This is a genomic window from Anabaena sp. WA102, assembly GCF_001277295.1.
GTDB lineage: Bacteria > Cyanobacteriota > Cyanobacteriia > Cyanobacteriales > Nostocaceae > Dolichospermum > Dolichospermum heterosporum.
Window position 1 is genome coordinate 2235146 of sequence record NZ_CP011456.1, and the last position, 18306, is coordinate 2253451.

The 18306-nt window shown below is 40.1% G+C and carries 13 protein-coding genes; 7 read left to right on the forward strand and 6 right to left on the reverse strand.

All coding sequences use genetic code 11. The features are described 5' to 3' along the window. Positions 1–363: 363 nt before the first annotated feature. Both AA650_RS09685 and AA650_RS09690 read right to left on the reverse strand, forming a co-directional pair. Entirely contained in the window at positions 364–3774 is a 3411-nt protein-coding gene (locus tag AA650_RS09685; RefSeq protein WP_053538857.1) for an alkaline phosphatase PhoX, read from the reverse strand. 186 nt (positions 3775–3960) lie between these two features. Next, positions 3961–4566, reverse strand: a complete 606-nt coding sequence (locus AA650_RS09690; RefSeq protein ID WP_053538858.1) for a TIGR02466 family protein — start codon at positions 4564–4566, stop codon at positions 3961–3963. A gap of 180 nt (positions 4567–4746) precedes the next feature. Between AA650_RS09690 and AA650_RS09695 the strand changes: the two genes are divergently transcribed. Both AA650_RS09695 and AA650_RS09700 read left to right on the forward strand, forming a co-directional pair. Continuing rightward, positions 4747–5205 (forward strand): DUF4079 domain-containing protein, encoded by a 459-nt coding sequence (locus AA650_RS09695; RefSeq protein ID WP_053538859.1) that lies wholly within the window; start codon positions 4747–4749, stop codon positions 5203–5205. Positions 5206–5624: 419 nt separating this feature from the next. After that, positions 5625–5867: a hypothetical protein gene (locus AA650_RS09700; RefSeq protein WP_053538860.1), complete on the forward strand. Its 243-nt coding sequence runs from the start codon at positions 5625–5627 to the stop codon at positions 5865–5867. A gap of 887 nt (positions 5868–6754) precedes the next feature. Here the strand turns inward: AA650_RS09700 and AA650_RS09705 are convergent. Both AA650_RS09705 and clpS read right to left on the reverse strand, forming a co-directional pair. Further along, positions 6755–7609, reverse strand: coding sequence for a CPBP family intramembrane glutamic endopeptidase (locus AA650_RS09705; protein ID WP_053538861.1), 855 nt, complete (start codon positions 7607–7609; stop codon positions 6755–6757). A gap of 64 nt (positions 7610–7673) precedes the next feature. Further along, positions 7674–7955, reverse strand: coding sequence for an ATP-dependent Clp protease adapter ClpS (clpS, locus tag AA650_RS09710; RefSeq protein WP_027401430.1), 282 nt, complete (start codon positions 7953–7955; stop codon positions 7674–7676). Positions 7956–8227: 272 nt separating this feature from the next. Here clpS and AA650_RS09715 point away from each other — a divergent pair, with 272 nt between their 5' ends. Beyond that, complete coding sequence (locus tag AA650_RS09715; RefSeq protein ID WP_199924416.1) at positions 8228–8584, forward strand: hypothetical protein; 357 nt, start codon at positions 8228–8230, stop codon at positions 8582–8584. A gap of 75 nt (positions 8585–8659) precedes the next feature. Here AA650_RS09715 and AA650_RS09720 read toward each other — a convergent pair whose 3' ends face one another. Further along, a complete protein-coding gene (locus AA650_RS09720) occupies positions 8660–8857 on the reverse strand; it encodes a hypothetical protein (RefSeq protein WP_015078743.1) in 198 nt (65 codons plus the stop codon). A 654-nt stretch (positions 8858–9511) separates the two neighbouring features. On the opposite strand from AA650_RS09720, the gene AA650_RS09725 reads away from it, so the two are divergent. From AA650_RS09725 to AA650_RS09735, 3 genes are all read left to right on the forward strand, one after another. Then, positions 9512–12133 (forward strand): TIGR03960 family B12-binding radical SAM protein, encoded by a 2622-nt coding sequence (locus AA650_RS09725; RefSeq protein ID WP_053538862.1) that lies wholly within the window; start codon positions 9512–9514, stop codon positions 12131–12133. A gap of 1538 nt (positions 12134–13671) precedes the next feature. Next, entirely contained in the window at positions 13672–15840 is a 2169-nt protein-coding gene (locus AA650_RS09730) for an Rne/Rng family ribonuclease (protein ID WP_053538863.1), read from the forward strand. A gap of 155 nt (positions 15841–15995) precedes the next feature. Continuing rightward, on the forward strand, positions 15996–16637 hold the full coding sequence (locus AA650_RS09735) for a ribonuclease HII (RefSeq protein ID WP_053538864.1): 642 nt from the start codon (positions 15996–15998) through the stop codon (positions 16635–16637). Positions 16638–16716: 79 nt separating this feature from the next. On the opposite strand, the gene AA650_RS09740 is transcribed toward AA650_RS09735, so the two are convergent. After that, positions 16717–17328, reverse strand: coding sequence for a DUF1997 domain-containing protein (locus AA650_RS09740; protein WP_053538865.1), 612 nt, complete (start codon positions 17326–17328; stop codon positions 16717–16719). Positions 17329–17436: 108 nt separating this feature from the next. Between AA650_RS09740 and pheA the strand changes: the two genes are divergently transcribed. Next, positions 17437–18300: a prephenate dehydratase gene (pheA, locus tag AA650_RS09745; protein ID WP_053538866.1), complete on the forward strand. Its 864-nt coding sequence runs from the start codon at positions 17437–17439 to the stop codon at positions 18298–18300. Positions 18301–18306: the final 6 nt, after the last annotated feature.

Sequence of the window (18306 nt, forward strand, 5' to 3'; positions counted from 1 at the left end):
GGTTTCATACTTCAACCCAACCTTGTATCTTAGAGGTATGTTAGAAGAAGTAGATATTGCTGAAAAGTGCTATTTTCTTACTAAACTTCTTCCCAAAGATGAACTAACTATATGCTATGGTTCAACGAAAGCCTACATTTGATTACTTAAACTTTTGTAAAAATTACCTACAACACCCCACTTGTAATAATTGTGGCTGTGAAACTATCCCCAACTCAAATCAATCAACCTACAAATAATTCCCATTTGACTCGGTGACTCCTAACTCCTACCATCATAAAAAACCTTGGCAAAACTTGTAAAAATATCAAGTCCTGCCAAGGTATTTAGTTACAAGTAATTACTATTAAATGCTGGCTTTAATTAAACCAGGACAAACTGATTAGGATTAGCCACACTCAAAGCGCTCGCTTGAATACCAGTTAAAGTGGCTAAAGTTTGACCACTAAAGATAATCGCAGTATCAGCACCAACTTGAGTCAAAGTCAGATTGGCTGTAGTGATACCTAAACTGGCAGCACCAGAAATACCAATTTTATCAGTACCAATTTGGAAATCGAGAACTGTATTAGTAGCTTTGGTTAATTCACCAAAAACAATCCAGAATTGGTCAGCACCAGCACCACCAGCTAGGGTGTGACCACCACCAAGACCGATTTCAAAGGTATCATTACCATCACCACCCAAGGCACGACCATTAGAACCATTACCCAGGAAGAACAGATCATTACCAGCGCCACCAGAGGCACGGAAATTACTGGCTTCATCTCCGAAAAATGTATCATTGCCATCACTACCAAAAGCGCGATCGCTACTGGCTAAAAACACGGTATCATTGCCGCTACCACTGTCAATAATGTTATTACTGGCAAGAGCGCCCGCAGCCGCACTATCAATCTCGTCATTACCAGCGCCACTAAACACGACATCCTTAATACCACTAAAGCCAGGAGTTTGTTTGGCGACAATTGTATCGGCATTAGGTGTACCGGCAAAGAATTGTGTGTCCTGAATCAAATTGGCATTAGGCGCAGTCAAGAAAGATAACTGACCACCTTCAACCAGGTTTTCTTGTCTAGTTTTTGTGCCATCACCATTACCATCAATATTTGTGGCGGTAATAATTGTTCCAGAACGAATACTATGCGCCTGGACATCAAACACAAACTGTGTACCAGGAGCGTTACCAAAAAGACTAGAAACGTCTAGAATACCTGAAGTTTCCCAGTTACCGATATCAGTGGGGCTAGAATCAGTTTGACCAGAAGGAACAGCCGAGCGATCAACTTGTGCAATTTTAGTTAAGCTGTCCGCTGGATTGGCAGCAGCAGGATCAAGAACGTAAATAGAGGCTTCTTGCTTAGAAGTTGCACCCCAGATATCTGCTCCTAGTGCGCGGTCTTCTTGTAAGTAAATTTTGCCATTATCAGCCCAGTCGAGGTTATCAGGACTACGCATACCGAAATCTTGTTTACCAGCGTCGTTGCCATCGTAAAGGATGTCAATTTTTGCAGTGATTTCTGGTGCAGTTGTAATCTTCCACAGAGCATCATTTCCAGATGTGGGGTGTTGAATGGCAACGATAAATTCATTGGGATTGTTTGTAGAAATCAACCCAGTAGGTTCAGATCCAGGAACTCCCAAACTAGCCCAACGAGTAATTGATTCAGCTACACCATCCTTATTGCTATCAGATGCCTTCCAGATATCGCCAGGACCGTTGTCTTCGATAATGTAAAGATTACCAGCAGCATCACTAGCCAAGTTGTCAGGGTTATTGAGGTTGGTACCCGCAGCTAAAGCAGTACCACCATCAATTGTGCTACGACTAGCAAAAAGCTTAACTTCATTAGTTTTGAGGTTAATGCCATAAACTGCGTTTTCGCTAGTTGTAGCTACATAAAGAATGTCACCAATAATTTCTAAGTCTTCTGGACGACCGTAGGGTGTACCACCAACTTCATCCGCTGCTGCCCGTCCGCCCGTAGTAGTGCTACTAAAGTCAAAGGGATCGGCGGTGGTGGTTTTCACGCCATTAGCATCGGTAATCGCCACCCAAGTAGCTGCACCAGTGCGAGTAGTAGCTGCATTTGCAGTAGAGTTCCAGTTTTCCGAAGCATTACCTGTAAAGGCAGTTACCTTCAAGACAAAACTTTGTCCAACACTCAAATCACCAACAGTCTTAGGTACAAACTTGTAGATAGAACCAGTGTTGCTCTCATCAATAAAGTACAAAGTACCAGAGGTGTCAAACTTCAATCCTTCATGGGAAACCGCAGGAATATTGCTGCGCCAAACCACATTGGCTGGATCACCAGCAGCCATCAAGGGGTTAAGCCACTCAAATAGACGACCATTGGTTCTTTCTTCGGCGGTAAGAACTGTTCCGTAAGGAGTATATACAGCAGGGTCAAAAGGACCAAAATCATCATTATTCTTATCCCAAACCGTAGGATTGGTGGTGTAGGGTAAGGCCGCTTGACCAGTCAAGGCTGAAACAAAGTCACCAGTTTGGGTGTCGTAGCGAGCTAAACCAGCGCCTTGACCTACTTCCATCGGAATGTAGATGTAGCGGTTGGTGGGATCGAGTGCCACCATATCCCAGTTACCAAAGGTGGCAGCAAATTGAGGATCTAGATTAGCTTTGTTGCGGTCAACAATTTCTGTCTGAGTGAATCCTGTTGGTAGTAAAAAGGGTGCAGTGTCTTCTGCTGTAGGAACAGTAGCAGTAGTAGAAAGAAGTTGGCTAAAGTCAACATCAATTTTGTAGGTTGTACCCCAAACATCAGGACCTGCAGTAATACCAGTGGAGGCTAAAACAGCTTGAGTACCATCGAAAGGATTGGTAGCGATATCTTCAGGACGAGAGAATCTGAAGGCATTAACGGCGGTAGCTAACTCATTTTGTTTTGTTTGTGTAGCAAAACCTTGAGCGTCATAACCTGTAGTATTTGCTTTTGTGGGATCGTAGTAAGAAATTTCTACAAATTGACCGTTTGTGCTGTTACCACTGCCTTTGAACTGGCTAGGATTAGCTTCAATCGCATCAGTAGCATTTGCAGGATCGTCAGCCACCCATACGAATAGTTTACCCTGTGCTAAACCATTACGTTCCAGGAAACCACCAGCTTTTTTATCGCCAACATAGAGATATAAAGGCGCGTTATTGCTATCGTCACCAATTAAAAAGGCAACTTTATCAGTGCGGCTTGTATTTAGTTCTGTGACGTTTTCCCACGAAGCGCGACCAAATGCCGGGACTGCATATAAAGTATTTGTTTGTGTATCTAAGGCGAATTGTGTACCATTACTGGTTTCTTCACCAGAGAAGAAAATACGATCAGCTAAACCAATACCCGCACCAAACTGATTGGCTTCAAACAAAGCAGCAGAACAAAAACGTTGAATACCACCAAATTCTAAGTCAGCAGCAGCATCAACAACTTCACCTTTGCGGTTGATAATTGTGTCATGGGCTAATCCAGCATCAACGATTTGCAATGTGCGCTTGTCAACATCAAAATAGTTAACTCTTGCGCCGGGGAGTTGTGTCCCATTTTTCAGGGTGTACTTATAACCATCAGTAGCCGCTACCTCATTAACAACTAATATACGAACAGTTGTATCGTTGAGTGAGTAAGCGCCAATACCGTCAAGAATCCCAGGAGCAACATAGTTGCCAATTTTGTCACCAACTGTAAAAATAGGATCGACTGTGTAACCATTTAGCCCTTTAACTTGAGATGGTTGGGTTGTATCGAATGATATAGCCATAAAATCCCTCAATTCTCTGTGTAGTGCTTACTGAATGAATGTTTGGTAAATTTAGGAAAACCTATATTTACCGAATACGAGTATCACTTTTTATTAGCCTCTCACTCAGAGGTTAAGAAGGCACTATGAATTGGCTATTTCTTAATTAAAAATCCTTCTAAAAGTTAATTTTTGATTAAGGCAAGATTATCTATTTATAGGTACTATGCCAATATTAAAACTAATACACACCCGATCTTCATCACTCATATTCATTTCCACACCATGTAACAGCCAACTGGGAAATATTAACATTGTCCCTTCACGAGCTTTATAAGTGATTTTGGGGAAAGTCCATAGATTAAACTCTATAGATGGTGGTACGATCATTTGTGAAGCTGGTCGCGGATCAGAGAAAAATATGCCACCACAATTTTCAGGAGTTTTCAGATAATAAACTCCACTTAAAATTGAGTTGGGATGATTATGTACAGAGTTGGAAGCAAGTTTACGATTAATAATTCCCCAACAAGTTGTAATTTTGAGACTAAACTTTTGTAAGTCCCATTGTAAAAATGTGGCAACTTCTAAGACATTTTGATTAATGATTTGTATCAGGTTGTCAAAACTATCCCTTTCATGCAACCTATCTGTACTATGCCATCCTAGTATATTTGACCACTTCTCACCCTGACTATCTCGACGTTCCTCTGCATAGATAGTTTGTAAGAGTGGAGGATTTAATTGTTGATAATTTTCTAGGGAAAAATGCCAAACAGAAGTGGGAAACCAGTCATTTCTAGAACCAGCCATAATTTTGATTTATGTTTATAGTAGGGAACAGGGAACAGGGAACAGGGAACAGGGAACAGAATTAAAAGTCTTTTGGTGGATTGTTTTTTAGGTAAATTCTGGATTTCATTCAAGTGCATACCGAAAAAAGCCGAAGTCCTGTTAAGCTCAATAGGTAACTTTCTGGAACTGAACTGTTTTATGCACCTACCTTCCTTTCTATGGTTATGGAAAATAGCCGCTTGGTCAATGGGATTATCTTTACTAGCCTATTTATTTTTAGCCATAACTGGTATTTGGATGTTACGGGTCAGAACAAACCCAGAATCTTTCGGTATTCTATTACCTTCGTATCGTCCGCAAGTGCGATCGCTCCATTATATAATCGGCATAACTATAGTTAGCCTAGTATTACTACTCCTAGCCGTTGGCATTGTTGGTACATTAGGACACTTCGGTTCACTAGGACACTCACCACATTTAGTCGCTGGTTTAATAGTCGTCATCTTAGTTTTAGTATCCGCTTTTAGTGCCACTCAAATTAGTACCATCAAACCTTGGGCTAGACCATTACATCTTGGGTGTAATTTCTGCTTATTATTAGGATTTGCTTGGGTATCTCTCAGTGGTTGGACTGTTGTGCAAAAGTATTTACCTTAATTCTCAGTTTCCACCATGCTTCTGTTATGGCTGGGAAATTGTGCAAACCATACACAAATAATTTATCCTGTCAATCCTGAAATCCTGTACTTCGACTCCGCTCAGTAACCGGATATCCTGATTCTGACAATTTTAACCCTTGACAAAATTCTCAGTTTCGATTACACTTATGTTATGAGTGGAAAAGTGTTCGCCCATATATAGGGTCTTTATTTATAAATGATTCATACTTTCAAGAATTTGGGTATCCTTTTGTTGCTTAAATGTCTGAATCAGGATATCCAGGATTTGAGGATTTTCAGGATGTGATGGAAAGATTGTTTTTGATGAAGTGGTGATTTTTTTAGTCTGAATCAGGATATCCAGGATTTGAGGATTTTCAGGATGTGATGGAAAGATTGTTTTATGCTCTTCTTTAGATGGTTAGTTTACAGCATTTTCGCAATTACCAATTACCCATCCTGAAAATCCTGGATATCCTGATTCAGACAAAATCATCTCCAAAATCTCAACAAACAACCATTAAACAACATCCTGAAAATCCTCAAATCCTGGATATCCTGATTCAGACAAAATCATCTCCAAAATCTCAACAAACAACCATTAAACAACATCCTGAAAAATCCCAAATTCCCACAAACAATCATCCAACAACATCCTGAAAATCCTCAAATCCTGGATATCCTGATTCAGACAAAATCATCTCCACAATCCCCACAAACAATCATTAAACAACATCCTGAAAATCCTCAAATCCTGGATATCCTGATTCAGACAAAATCATCTCCAAAATCTCAACAAACAACCATTAAACAACATCCTGAAAAATCCCAAATTCCCACAAACAATCATCCAACAACATCCTGAAAATCCTCAAATCCTGGATATCCTGATTCAGACAAAATCATCTCCAAAATCTCAACCAACAATCATTAAACAACATCCTGAAAATCCTCAAATCCTGGATATCCTGATTCAGACAAAATCATCTCCAAAATCTCAACAAACAACCATTAAACAACATCCTGAAAAATCCCAAATTCCCACAAACAATCATCATAATTATATTGGTGGTTGAAAAGTCTATATATATGGGCGCACACTTTCCCACCCATAACATAATCATAATACAAGCTTTTGGCTTTGTCAAGTCTAAATTGTCTGAATCAGGATATCCGGTTACTGAGCGAAGTCGAAGTACAGGATTTGAGGATTGACAGGATAAAGAGGAAAATAATTATGTTGGTGGTTGAAAAGCCTATATATATGGGCGCACACTTTCCCACCTATAACATAAGGATAACTCAAGACTTGAGCTTTGTCAAGCCTAAATTGTCAGAATCAGGATGTCCAGGATTTGAGGATTGACAGGATAAATTTTAACCTCTTACCTTTGCGTCTTTGCGCCTTTGCGTGAGACTAAAATTCCTACCCTTAATCAGCAACGCTTTTTTCTGAATCAGGTTTTTTTAACCTCTTACCTTTGCGTCTTTGCGCCTTTGCGTGAGACTAAAATTCCTACCCTTAATCAGCAACGCTTTTTTCTGAATCAGGTTTTATGTTCAAATTCTATACTCTTCCCTGTCACCTGCTGTTTACTCCCTATCCACCAAGCCAAACCACCCATAAATAATACCCCCATAACTCCCTGTAAAGGATTATTATTCACACCAGTCACCCAGTCAGGAACTTGTCCCGAATATTTAGTTAATTGCCCGACATTAATGATATAATAACCCCAAACCAACCCACCATGTAAACCAATAGGTAAACCCAAACGTCCCCTTCTCCAACGTTTTCCCCATACCTGCGTTAAGCCCAACAACACCAAAGCCGGAAACTGGGGTAAAGTATGAATAATTGCCTCCAAAGGTTTAATAAAATGGGATACAGCAAATAAAATTGCATCTATCCAGAGAGCGATATTTAATTTATAATCTCGTTGTAACTCATCCAATAACCAACCCCGAAATAATAATTCTTCTGCAAAACCCACCCCAAAACCAACTAATAAACCTTCTAAAATTATTCTCCCTAAAAATACTTGTGGTTGTTGCCATATCAACCAACCCAGTACACCTTCTAAACCAAATAAAACTAAAACAGTAGTTAGTCCAATAGCCAACCCCTGCAACACATTCACCCCATTAAGACGCGTAAATTCTAAACCATAATGGCTGAATATTTTTGGTTGTTGATAAACTTGCTTACCCCAAATATTCAGCAGAAAAATAAACTCTACATATAATATCACCAGCGTCAAAATACTTTCTAAATTAGTATCTTTGACTAGCAAATAAATTGGTACAGCTAGGGGTAGCCATAAAAACAGTAAGGCCAGTATAAAACAAACTAGCCTCACAGGAACGGGGTATTGGGTAAGTTGAGTGAGATTAATTTTCATAAAGTTAGTCAATTATCATCAGTCAACAATATACTGCTAATGACCAATGACTAATGACCAAAAACTATTCTTCTGGTTCAATCGTACTACTTAAACCATGATTGTTGAGGGTTTCAGAATAGAACTCCGCGTGTTCTTGAGCGCAAGTAATAACCAAAGCTAACCCGTTATGGTGAGCTTCCATCATAATACTAACAGCTTGCGGTTGGGTAATGCTATTAACAGTAGTCATTAGCACTTGTACAACGTACTCCATCGGATTATAATCATCATTATGGAGCAAGACGCGATACTGAGGCGCAAGCTTGCGGGATGTAGAACGCTTCTCAATGGTTTCGACTGACACGGTTCTTTGCTCTTTTATCGTTGATTTACTAGAATATGTTCCTGTTAAGCAAATGCTGAACAGTTATTTACTTCTGCATTGCCGTATTTCCATCTTAAAATACCTTTGGCGTTGCTGAGAAGCTTTTCCTATGACATCATAGCACAAACACAAGAAATTTACATTAATAATTGGGACAGAAAAATTTTCCCTTATTTTCTATCTCATCACTGGCAACGGGAATTATTAAAATTAAGGAAACTGCCACACAGAAGTCAATACTCTAGATAGTTATGGATATCAGCCCAAAATTTCAACCAGGACAAATTGTATCCTTGGATTATAGCCATCAGCATCTTTATGCAGAAGTTATTGAAATCGTCGTTTCCCGACAATTGTGTTGGGTGCGTCCTTTACTGCTTGTGAACTCTAACTCAGAATTACCACTTGTAATTGATTTACAAGGTGTATCAGATTTGTTCTGGCCACTAGATTTGTTTAAACCGGCTTTAGATACAGAAGTTATTGCTTTTTTAGGGCAACTTTTTCCTAAAGAACTAAAATTTGAGCCTGATTTAGTAGCTAAACAACAATTTAATTTATTTATTCATCAACTGTGGCAAGCATATCAACAAGGACAAGAAACATAAAGAGACTTAATTGCATAGGTAATACTAGCAATACAGGATGTCAATACGCATTGTCAGTACCTTCCAGTATGAGTATTATCCCCAGGTAGGAACTAACTGTACCCGACCAGCATCCATCTCTGCCATTAGTAATTCTAAAGCTTCATAGTCAACATCAGAGATATGACCTAGCTTTGTTAATTCCGAGTTAATCTCATTTTCGATTTCTGGCGTTAGCTTGCGGATATGCAGGGCTTTTTCTACCAACTGACGAATCACGTATCGAGTTTTCATAACAAATAAACCAAATTGCAGTTACTAGTCATTATCTAAGACAATGCTCGGTATAAAAGGTGATTTATACCTCTCGACCCTGTGATTTAGATCACTACTAAATAATCAAGACCAGTTATTCTATAACTCTGTTTTTATCAATGACAAGGGTAAAAGTCAAGGTGGACAATCACAGAGAAATTTTCCTGGAACTACCTCCATTCACAGTTTCAGCAAGAGTAACTGCTATAGGGACAGATGATTAATCTGCATTCAGAAGGCATAAGTAGATTGTTTTTTAACTTGCTAAAAAAAAATGTATATATAATTACACTTTACCATTGACTTATGACAATCTTTAAATAAACCCAGTCAAGCTATAAAGATTGAGTAAAGAGACTTCAAACTTGTAGCCAAGTCAGAAAAAAAAGTTGATCTTTAAACAAGATGCAAATTTACACTTATAAAAGCTTAGACGATAATGTCAATATAATTCCTAAAATTTTGCGCCTTTGCTTCTGGAAGCCTCTGCACGTGACTCTTTCAGAGGAACTTTGTTAACGCGCAGCGTGTAGGCATAACCTAAATAAAATTATTGAACTCCAGTCAAAATCTCTAATTAATGCTAGTGTTGGGGTGGTTAGCTGTAATTTATGGTAGCTAGAAGATAGCAAAGTGGCTGTTTTAGTTGAACAATTAATAACATCGGATATTTTAAAACCTGCCCGTTACCTGGGTAATGAGCGTTTAGCAGTCCATAAACCTTGGGATACGGCAACAATCCGTTGGGTTTTGACCTATCCAGAAGTGTATGAGGTAGGGGCATCAAATTTAGGGCATATCATCTTATACAATATTTTGAATGCCCAGCCTCGCCAGTTATGCGATCGCGCTTATCTACCAGGAGCGGATTTAGCCGCCAAACTTCGCACCACGCAGACACCCCTGTTTGCAGTGGAATCTAAACGGTGGTTGACGGACTTCGATATTTTAGGCTTTAGTCTCAGTTACGAATTAGGATGCACCAATATTTTAGAAATGTTGGACTTAGCCGGAATCCCCGTGACTAGAGAAGAACGGTTACAGGGAAATTACCCGCTAATTTTTGCCGGTGGACAAACAGCAACCTCTAACCCCGAACCCTATACAGATTTCTTCGATTTCATGGTTTTGGGAGATGGTGAAGAACTACTTCCCGAAATTGGCTTGGTTTTAGAAGAAGGGAAAAAATCAGGCTTGAGTCGTCAAGAACTATTATTAGACCTGGCGCAAATTCCTGGTGTCTATGTGCCGCAGTTCTATGAGATGGGTGTAGGTGGGGCTGTATATCCCCTGCGTCCAGATGTACCCAAAAGAGTCCTCAGAAGAGTCGCCACACCCATTCCTGCCTATTCTATCGGCTTAGTTCCTTATGTAGAAACAGTACATGATCGCCTCACCATTGAAATTCGTCGCGGTTGTACTCGCGGTTGTCGCTTCTGTCAACCAGGAATGCTAACTAGACCAGCGAGGGATGTCGAACCGGAAAAAGTGGTAGAAGCTATAGAAAAGGGAATGCGGGAAACTGGTTACAATGAGTTTTCCCTCTTGTCTTTAAGTTGTTCAGATTATTTAGCCCTACCAGCGGTGGGGATGGAAATAAAAAATCGCTTAAAAAATGACAACATTTCCCTCACCTTACCTAGTCAAAGAGTAGATAGGTTTGATGAAAATATTGCCAATATCCTGGGAGGTACGCGCCAAGGTGGGTTAACCTTTGCCCCAGAAGCGGGTACACAAAGAATGCGGGATATTGTCAATAAGGGTTTGACAAATGAAGAGTTATTGCGGGGTGTAAAAACAGCGTGGTCACAAGGTTGGGATAAAATCAAGCTGTATTTTATGATTGGTTTACCCGGTGAAACAGATGCCGATGTGATTGGCATTGTGGAAACGGTAAGATGGTTAAAGCAAGAATGTTGGGAAAAGGGCAGAAGATCCTTAAACTTCACTTTGACCATTTCCAACTTTACCCCCAAACCCCATACTCCCTTTCAATGGCATTCAGTCTCCACAACTGAGTTTGCGAGAAAGCAAAACCTACTCAGAGAAGAATTTCGGGGAATGCGGAATGTGAAAGTAAATTTCACGGATTTTCGGATCTCGGCGATGGAAGACTTTATTGGTAGAGGCGATCGCACTCTGGGGAAAGTGTTACATCGGGCTTGGAAATTGGGTGCAGGCATGGATGCTTGGTTTGATAATGTAGATAAAGCCTTTACAGCTTGGGGAACAGCCATTACCGAAGCCGGTCTAGACTGGAAATACCGTCAAGTGGAAAATGGCGAATGGAATCTGTTTGCTGTCAGCAACAACGAACAAGAAACTCTATCACCTCTGGATACTCCCTTACCTTGGGATCATATTGATACTGGCATTGATAAAAAGTGGCTGCAACAAGACCTACAACGCGCTCTAGAAGCTGCAATTGTCCCTGACTGCTCTTTTGAAGGTTGTTCTCATTGTGGAGTCTGTGGCACTGATTTCGGTCATAATGTGGTTATGGCTGCACCACCCATTCCCAGCTTTGCCGGCGATTTTGTTCCCAACACCACCAAAGCCCAACGATTGCGAGTATGCTTTGGTAAACAAGGAAATATGGCTTTAGTCAGTCACTTAGATTTGATGCGTCTATTTGATCGAGTTATGCGCCGTGCTGGTTTACCCATCACCTTCACAGGTGGTTTTCATCCTGGACCGAGGATTGCTTTAGCCAGTGCTTTAAGTTTAGGTGCTACCAGTAGTGGAGAAATAGTTGATTTTGAGTTGACTGAACCAATTGATGTGGCAACTTTTCATACCCAATTGGTTAAACAACTACCTACTGACATTCCTGTGTATAATGTGGTAGAAATAGACATTAAGTCTCCCTCCGCTACCCAAAAGCTAGAAGCAGCCGAGTATTTACTCACATTGTCTACAGCCCAAAGCGAGGGACAATCGGCACAATGGCAAAACTGGATTGAGACTATTAAACATCAAGAGGAGATTTTATCGGCACATACAACCAAATCCGGTAAACAGCAATTAATAAATCTGCGCGATCGCCTGTGGGAGATAGAATTAATTTCAGTCTCTCACCAAGAATTGGACTCAATAGCCGTTGTGCGTTACTTGGGTAGCTGTCGTCCTGATGGAGTAATCTTGCGTCCTGAGCAAATCTTGTCTATGCTGGAAACAGTGGCAAATGTAGAATTTCACATCTTGCATATCCACCGCCAGCGTCTAGTAGTCTGTCAACCCGAAAATGACGGGTGAAGGCAAGCAGGGGGAGAAGAGAGGCAAGGGGGGGCAGGGGAGGGAAGAACAGAAGTTTTTTCCGCTCATTACCCGTCAAAATAAATTTGACGAACTTCTAGTTATTGGCTAACTTGCTAGTAGTTGTCAAAAATTAGAACATTGTAGGAATTGATTTTTGGCAAGGTTGCGTTAGAATGATGATCAAGAGAAATTTTCTGGCACTGCATTGAATGACTTGATTCACTACCTGCGATCATCACAGGAACGAAGGCAAAGATATACAGTAGATTGCAAATTAATGAGGTACAGGATCTAAATTCAAAGCCGGACAGCAAGCCAGTTTTACTCCTAACTCGGTGAATTCTGCTGTAAGAATGTCACTTCTAAGATTGTATCCCAGAGAAACTCTACTGCTGATTACAAATCACAAGAAATAACGAATGGCACGGAAGCCATTTGGCTTTAGACAATGGAGGAAGTGCCAACGGCGAATTTATTCGCAGTGACATGATAGAATTAATGAGCTAGTAGGAGTAACTATCAACGCAAAGAAGTGTTTTATTAAGGAGAAACCCCTGATTTATCTCGTCTCGGCATAGCCGTAGCCTGGGTAAACAAGCAATGGTGAAGCATGGAGCGTTTAACACTAAAAACTGATGGCATCGGAAAGCACTAAATCAATCTAAAAGTAAGCACAATTGCAATACCTGTCGTACTAGTAATTGTTTTGAGTGTCTAAGGGGTACTTGACTGTCCCTTTTAAGCAAGTCTTAAAGAATCCGCGTGTCTTCAGACCGCAGAGTGTCAATAACAATAGCTTTCGTTAACTTCTCCATTGACCGATCCAAGTCCATCTCTTAAATAAGACTTGCTTTTATTGCGGGCTTTTAAGCAATTGCTATGAATGCAAGTGTGTTAAATTGTAAAAGTACAACACAAGTATTGACAGAGATTACAACCCTGCCATAATTCTTACAAGGATGACCACATGAGTTATCTGCACCTAGCTAGACTTTCTAGTAAAAACACGGATAGTGAATCCAGTGATTAAGGCAGATTTCCCTACATCGGCAGATGGTAAACCCAAAGAGATACCGTATCTAGACGCAGAGGTTTTTTACCATGCGTGTGTGATGTCAGAAGTCAGGAGTCAGCGAGTCAGGAGTAAAACCCTGGTTGGGGATGAGTTTCATGATTAATTGATGTCCTAACTACCTTGTGTGTTGCTATATTTAGATATGGTCAGCTTTACTTAATGAATCTTAACTTTGAAACAGATATCTACGGATATCCAAAGTTTAAATAGCAGCGTATAGTAGGGGAAATCAGCCAAGGGCGGTTGATGGAAGTTCTTAAACTATATGCAGTTATCCAGGAATAATCCGGCGTGTAAACGCAATCACAGTATCATTAGCTCTTCATAACTTTGCAGAGCTACTCAAGTTGGAATTTTTTATTACTAGTAGCGTCTTGTAGCAGCGACCGTTAGGACAAGCGGGATAACAAAGAAATTCCTGGTAATTCCCAGCGGTGCTGCCAATTTTTGAGGAAATTGAATGCCAAAACAAATTATCATCGCGGAGCAGTATCAAATTGCTGCTGTATTTTCAGAAGATCAAATACAAGAACTCGTTGTAGCTACGGGTCATCACCAAATTGGTGATATCTATCTGGGTGTAGTAGAAAATGTATTACCTGGGATAGATGCGGCTTTTGTCAATATCGGCGATCCAGAACGCAACGGATTTATTCACGTCACTGATTTAGGTCCATTAAGGCTGAAACGTAGTGCAGCAGCAATCACAGAACTGTTGACACCACAACAAAAAACCTTAGTGCAGGTGATGAAAGAGCCAACCGGATCAAAAGGTCCCAGGCTCACAGGTAATATCACATTACCTGGACGTTATGTAGTGTTAATGCCCTATGGACGAGGGGTAAATTTATCGAGACGGATTAAAAGCGAAAGTGAACGTAACCGCCTCAGAGCTTTGGCTATTTTAGTGAAACCAGCAGGGATGGGGTTACTGGTACGCACAGAAGCAGAAGGTAAGCCAGAAGAAGCCATTATTGAAGATTTGGAAGTGCTGCAAAAGCAGTGGGAAATTGTCCAGCAAGAAGCAGTGACTTCCCGTGCGCCGGCTCTACTGAATCGTGATGATGACTTTATTCAGCGCGTTCTTAGAGATATGTATGGTAGTGATGTGAATCGCATAGTTGTTGATTCCAGCACTGGTTTAAAACGAGTGAAGCAGTATTTACAAAACTGGAGTGGTGGACAAACACCCCAAGGATTGTTAATTGATCATCACCGCGATCGCTCACCCATTTTAGAATATTTCCGCATCAATGCCGCTGTCCGTGAAGCCCTCAGACCGAGGGTAGATTTACCATCAGGCGGTTATGTGATCATCCAACCAACGGAAGCTTTAACAGTCATAGACGTGAACTCCGGTTCATTCACCCGTTCGGCAACTGCTAGAGAAACAGTGCTGTGGACAAACTGCGAAGCAGCAGCGGAAATTGCTCGTCAGTTACGGTTGCGGAACATTGCAGGTGTGATTGTGGTTGATTTCATTGATATGGAATCCCGACGTGATCAAATGCAAGTTTTAGAACACTTTAACAAAGCTCTTAAAGCTGATAAAGCCCGTCCCCAAATTGCCCAACTGACTGAACTAGGTTTGGTGGAACTTACTCGTAAGCGTCAAGGTCAAAACATTTATGAATTGTTTGGCGAAACTTGTCCTACTTGTGGCGGCTTAGGACATACCGTCAGATTACCTGGAGAACTAGAAAACCGTCTGCCTATCCCGGCTGCGGACATCCCAGAGCGATTTGTACCCATGCCTCAAAGGGAATCTCGTCCACCTGCACCCACTACTCGCATACCTGATATCGGTAGTGTGCCACAAGTGACACCAAAAGATGTCTATGATGGCTTTGGTGATGGATTTGAAACTGAACCGGAATTTAGTTCTCTGCATCTGATCAATCATCCTAGTTACCAAGAATTAAATGATAAGCGTCGTACCCGGACCCGCCGTAGCCGCATTAGTGTGAATGGTGGTAACGGTAAGGATGAATCCCGCTTACCTAGTAATCCTCTAGCTTTTGTTAATGATCCAGATTTAGACTTAGAAGAACCTGAATTACCAATACCAGAAATCTCTCCCCCAACTATTAATAAATCAGGTTGGACGGAAAGACCAGAACGGACAAAGGTAAAATTAGACCCGATTAAGGTAGAACCACCAGAGGTGATTACGGTGGAAATGTCAGCAAAGGAACAGGATACTTATGCTGAAATGGGAATTTCTCCTTTACTCAAGTTAGATCGGGAGGGAAAAAATCCTAGATCGGTGATTATCAATGTTGTGCAACCAGGACAATCACCTATTGAAGAATCTGAAGTTGTTCCTGAACCAATTGTTACTGAAAAAACACTTCCTGAAGTTGTCGCTATTAAACTACCGACATCAAAATTTGAGATAGAAGAAGATTCATCCTTTCCACCATTAGTAATATTTCCAGAATTGACAGAAATTCTTGGAGAAAAAGCAACTAAAGCTGAAGGAAAAATAGAACCTGAGAAAGAAACTAAAGTTGAAGAAAAAACGGAAATTGAAAAAGAAATAGAATCTGATAGTAATAGTAGTTCTATTCCTAATCGTCGTCGTCGTCGTCGTTCATCAGCCTTAGATACAGATGGTTTTGGACTGTGATTTTCATGATTTGTGTGATTTTTGTGATTGATTAATTAATTGATTAATTAATTGATTGATTAATGAATCAATCAGGTAAATCAAATCAATGAGATAAATCATAGTTCCGATTAATCATCTACATCAAATAAATCAAACAAATCATAGTTTAGACAATGGCAGACATTAAACCTGCATCCTGGGATAATTCGAGTTGGTTAGAGTTTTCTACTTACTCAAATATGCAGGGTGCAGTTGGGGGTGTAGATGAGGTAGGTAGGGGCGCTTTATTTGGTCCTGTGGTAGCGGCGGCAGTTATATTACCAGTAGACGCTTTATCAATACTGATGTTAGATAATATTAAGGATAGTAAAAAGTTGTCTAGTTCTCGGAGAACTAAACTGGCTCAAAAAATTGCCACGTTGGCTGTAGATTGGAGAATTGGTTATGCTACAACGAAGGAAATAGATGAGTTGAATATTTTACAGGCGACTCTTTTGGCTATGAAGCGGGCTGTTTTGAAGTTGCGGGTAAAGCCGGAACTGTTTTTGATTGATGGTAATCAGTTGGTGAAGAATTTGCCAATACCTCAAGAAACAGTTGTCAAAGGTGATGAGCGATCGCTTAATATTGCCGCAGCTAGTATCATGGCAAAGGTTTGGCGTGATGATTTGCTGCAACGGTTAGCGTTAAAATATTCCCTGTATGATCTAGAAAAAAATAAAGGTTATGGAAGTCCGCGTCATTTACTCGCACTTCAAAAATACGGACCTTCATCTTTACATCGTCGCTCTTTTCGTCCCTGCCAAATAATTTGAGATTTGAGATTTTGGATTTGAGATTTTGGATTTCCAGTTTTTGAGAACAATTGCCAAATTTGCCTTATTTTTCCATAAACTACTCAAAATTTAAACTTGGTAATATGGCTTGCGCCACACTACCGCTATCAGTGATGTTATGATCAGTTTCGTTATTTTGAGTTTGTGAGATTACCCAATGACGATAATCTGCTAAGAGGTGATGTAACAATCTTTGCTTAATTGTTAGTAATACACTTTTGAGCAATCCATTTCCTGTAGTTTCTAAAATTGATTTGGGTGTAAAGGAAAATGGTTGCGGTATGTCTACTAAAACTTCCAAATCAGCTTTCCCTTGCAAGTAAGTTTCACCATTGAGTTGAACTGGTGACAAATAGCCTTTTAAATTCAGTGCAAACCTTTCGTTAATATACTCAAAACCCAATATCTCACAACCGAGCGATCGCAAATAAACTGTACCGCTGGCATCTGCCCAGACTCTCATGTCTACAGTCGGCTGAATACTCAGTGACATAAAAGACAGAGGACGCATTTTTAATCGAAAACCTTCTTCAGAAAGTTGTTGAATTCTTGTATTATCAGCTAAGGCATTGACTAAACGTTGAGGCTGCCGCAGGTAGTGTTGAATAGGAATAGATTGCTTAGGAAGGGAAATTTCCACCGATTGAGAGGCAATAAACTTAGTAACCATGAGCAAATTAAACCATTTGTTTTTTAATTGTAATATTTTTTAACAATTTGAATTGCCAAAAATCTAACTTTTAATTTATTATTCATCAAATTCGCCAAATTTAACAGCATGAACCAGAAAATCGCTCATTTAGGTCCGCCAGGAACTTATGCCGAACAAGCGGCTTTTTTTTATCTCAACTGGTTAAAAGCCCATTCGGATATTAATTCTCAAAGAAGCTTTGAATTATGTCCATATTCTACCATTGCTCAGTCCCTACAAGCAATCGCCGATAAACGAGCAGCCATAGCTGTTGTTCCGGTGGAAAATTCTATTGAGGGTAGTGTCAACATGACAATGGATAGCTTATGGCAATTAGGAAATTTAAAAATTCAATTAGCTTTAGTTTTACCAATCCAACATACATTAATTTCCTATGCCACAAGTTTAGATAATATTAAAACTGTCTATTCTCATCCTCAAGCGTTAGCGCAATGTCAAGAATGGATATCACAGTTCTTGCCAAATGTCAATTTAATTCCCCGAAATTCAACCACTGAAGCACTACAGGGATTAGAAGAAGAGGTCACTACAGCAGCTATATCTTCTAGTCGGGCGGCACAATTGTATAATTTACCTATTCTTGCCAGAGGGATTAATGATTATCCAGAAAACTGTACTCGGTTTTGGGTAGTAAGCAGGGAAGAAAATCATCCCGTTGATTGTACTCATACATCTTTAGCCTTTAGCGTGCCAGCCAATGTACCAGGTGCATTAATGAAAGTATTGTCAGTATTTGCTCATTTGGGTATTAATCTGAGTCGGATTGAATCGCGTCCGACAAAACGTTCTTTAGGGGAATATTTATTCTATTTGGATATTGAAGCAGATGTAAATGCACAAATTATGAAATCTGCTTTGGAAGAGTTGCGAAATTATACGGAAATTTTGAAAATTTTTGGTAGTTATAGTGTGTTACCAATTAATTTATAATTGGGG

Excerpts from the sequence above, each read along its gene's own strand:
- AA650_RS09685 (WP_053538857.1), bottom strand. The coding sequence starts at position 3,774 with ATGGCTATATCATTCGATACAACCCAACCATCTCAAGTTAAAGGGCTA.
- AA650_RS09690 (WP_053538858.1), bottom strand. The coding sequence starts at position 4,566 with ATGGCTGGTTCTAGAAATGACTGGTTTCCCACTTCTGTTTGGCATTTT.
- AA650_RS09695 (WP_053538859.1), top strand. The coding sequence starts at position 4,747 with ATGCACCTACCTTCCTTTCTATGGTTATGGAAAATAGCCGCTTGGTCA.
- AA650_RS09700 (WP_053538860.1), top strand. The coding sequence starts at position 5,625 with ATGGTTAGTTTACAGCATTTTCGCAATTACCAATTACCCATCCTGAAA.
- AA650_RS09705 (WP_053538861.1), bottom strand. The coding sequence starts at position 7,609 with ATGAAAATTAATCTCACTCAACTTACCCAATACCCCGTTCCTGTGAGG.
- AA650_RS09715 (WP_199924416.1), top strand. The coding sequence starts at position 8,228 with ATGGATATCAGCCCAAAATTTCAACCAGGACAAATTGTATCCTTGGAT.
- AA650_RS09720 (WP_015078743.1), bottom strand. The coding sequence starts at position 8,857 with ATGAAAACTCGATACGTGATTCGTCAGTTGGTAGAAAAAGCCCTGCAT.
- AA650_RS09730 (WP_053538863.1), top strand. The coding sequence starts at position 13,672 with ATGCCAAAACAAATTATCATCGCGGAGCAGTATCAAATTGCTGCTGTA.
- AA650_RS09735 (WP_053538864.1), top strand. The coding sequence starts at position 15,996 with ATGGCAGACATTAAACCTGCATCCTGGGATAATTCGAGTTGGTTAGAG.
- AA650_RS09740 (WP_053538865.1), bottom strand. The coding sequence starts at position 17,328 with ATGGTTACTAAGTTTATTGCCTCTCAATCGGTGGAAATTTCCCTTCCT.
- pheA (WP_053538866.1), top strand. The coding sequence starts at position 17,437 with ATGAACCAGAAAATCGCTCATTTAGGTCCGCCAGGAACTTATGCCGAA.